Origin of the sequence: Acidovorax sp. HMWF018 (assembly GCF_003061035.1) — a bacterium.
Classification (GTDB): Bacteria; Pseudomonadota; Gammaproteobacteria; order Burkholderiales; family Burkholderiaceae_C; genus Acidovorax; species Acidovorax delafieldii.
In genome coordinates, this window is sequence record NZ_QAIM01000336.1 from 2,083 (window position 1) to 3,306 (window position 1,224).

2 protein-coding genes are annotated in these 1,224 nt (G+C 62.7%); both read left to right on the plus strand.

Annotation, left to right across the window (positions count from 1 at the left end; all coding sequences use genetic code 11):
- Positions 1-589 (plus strand): DUF502 domain-containing protein (locus tag DBR23_RS12670; RefSeq protein WP_108498484.1); only part of this gene is annotated, 589 nt, incomplete at its 5' end.
- Positions 590-642: 53 nt separating this feature from the next.
- A partial coding sequence (locus DBR23_RS12675; RefSeq protein ID WP_233250431.1) for an amino acid--tRNA ligase-related protein occupies positions 643-1,224 on the plus strand: 582 nt, incomplete at its 3' end.

Sequence of the window (1,224 nt, forward strand, 5' to 3'; positions counted from 1 at the left end):
CCTTCTGGTCATCGTGCCCGGTGTCATCACGGCCTGGGTGCTCAACTGGATTGTGAGCACGCTCGACCAGACCCTGCAGATCCTGCCCGGCGCGTGGCAGCCCGACAAGCTGCTCGGAGTGCATGTCCCGGGCTTTGGTGTGGTCCTCACGCTGGCCATCTTGCTCGTGGTGGGCGCCATTGCCAGCAACTTTGCGGGCCGCAAGCTTGTGCAGTGGGGCGACGCGCTGGTACACCGCATTCCGGTGGTGCGCTCTATCTACTCCAGCGTCAAGCAGGTGTCGGACACGCTGTTCTCCGAGAGCGGCAATGCCTTTCGCAAGGCCGTGCTCGTGCAGTGGCCCCGCGAAGGGGTATGGACCGTGGCGTTCGTCACTGGCGCCCCCAATGGTGAAGTGGCTGCGTATCTGCGCGACGAGTTCGTCAGCGTATACGTGCCCACCACCCCCAACCCCACGGGGGGGTATTTTGTGATGGTGCGCAAGAGCGACTGCGTCGAGCTCGAAATGAGTGTGGACAGCGCCCTCAAGTACATCGTCTCCATGGGTGTAGTGGCTCCAGCGGACCCTACGCTGCCCCCACCCAAGTAAGAAAAGCAATCTCTTTCAACGTCAACGCGCCCTGCGGCGCCGGAAGTTTTGTCATGGCCATGCGTTCCCACTATTGCGGTCTTGTGACCGAAGCCCTGTTGGGCCAAACCGTTACCCTGTCGGGCTGGGTGAACCGCCGCCGTGACCACGGTGGCGTGATCTTCATCGACCTGCGCGACCGCGAAGGCTACGTGCAGGTGGTGTGCGACCCCGACCGCGCCGAGATGTTCAAGGTCGCTGAAGGCGTGCGCAACGAGTTCTGCGTACAGGTCAAGGGTGTGGTGCGCGCACGCCCCGCAGGCACCACCAACGACAAGCTCAAGACCGGCCAGATCGAAGTGCTGTGCCATGAGCTGAACGTGCTCAACCCCTCCGTCACGCCTCCGTTCCAGATCGACGAGGAAAACCTGTCGGAAACCACGCGCCTCACGCACCGCGTGCTGGACCTGCGCCGCCCGTACATGCAGAACAACCTGATGCTGCGCTACAAGGTGGCCATGGAGGTGCGCAAGTTCCTCGATGCGAATGGCTTCATTGACATCGAAACCCCCATGCTCACCAAGAGCACGCCCGAAGGCGCGCGCGACTACCTCGTGCCCAGCCGCGTGCACGATGGCCATTTCTTTGCATTGCCC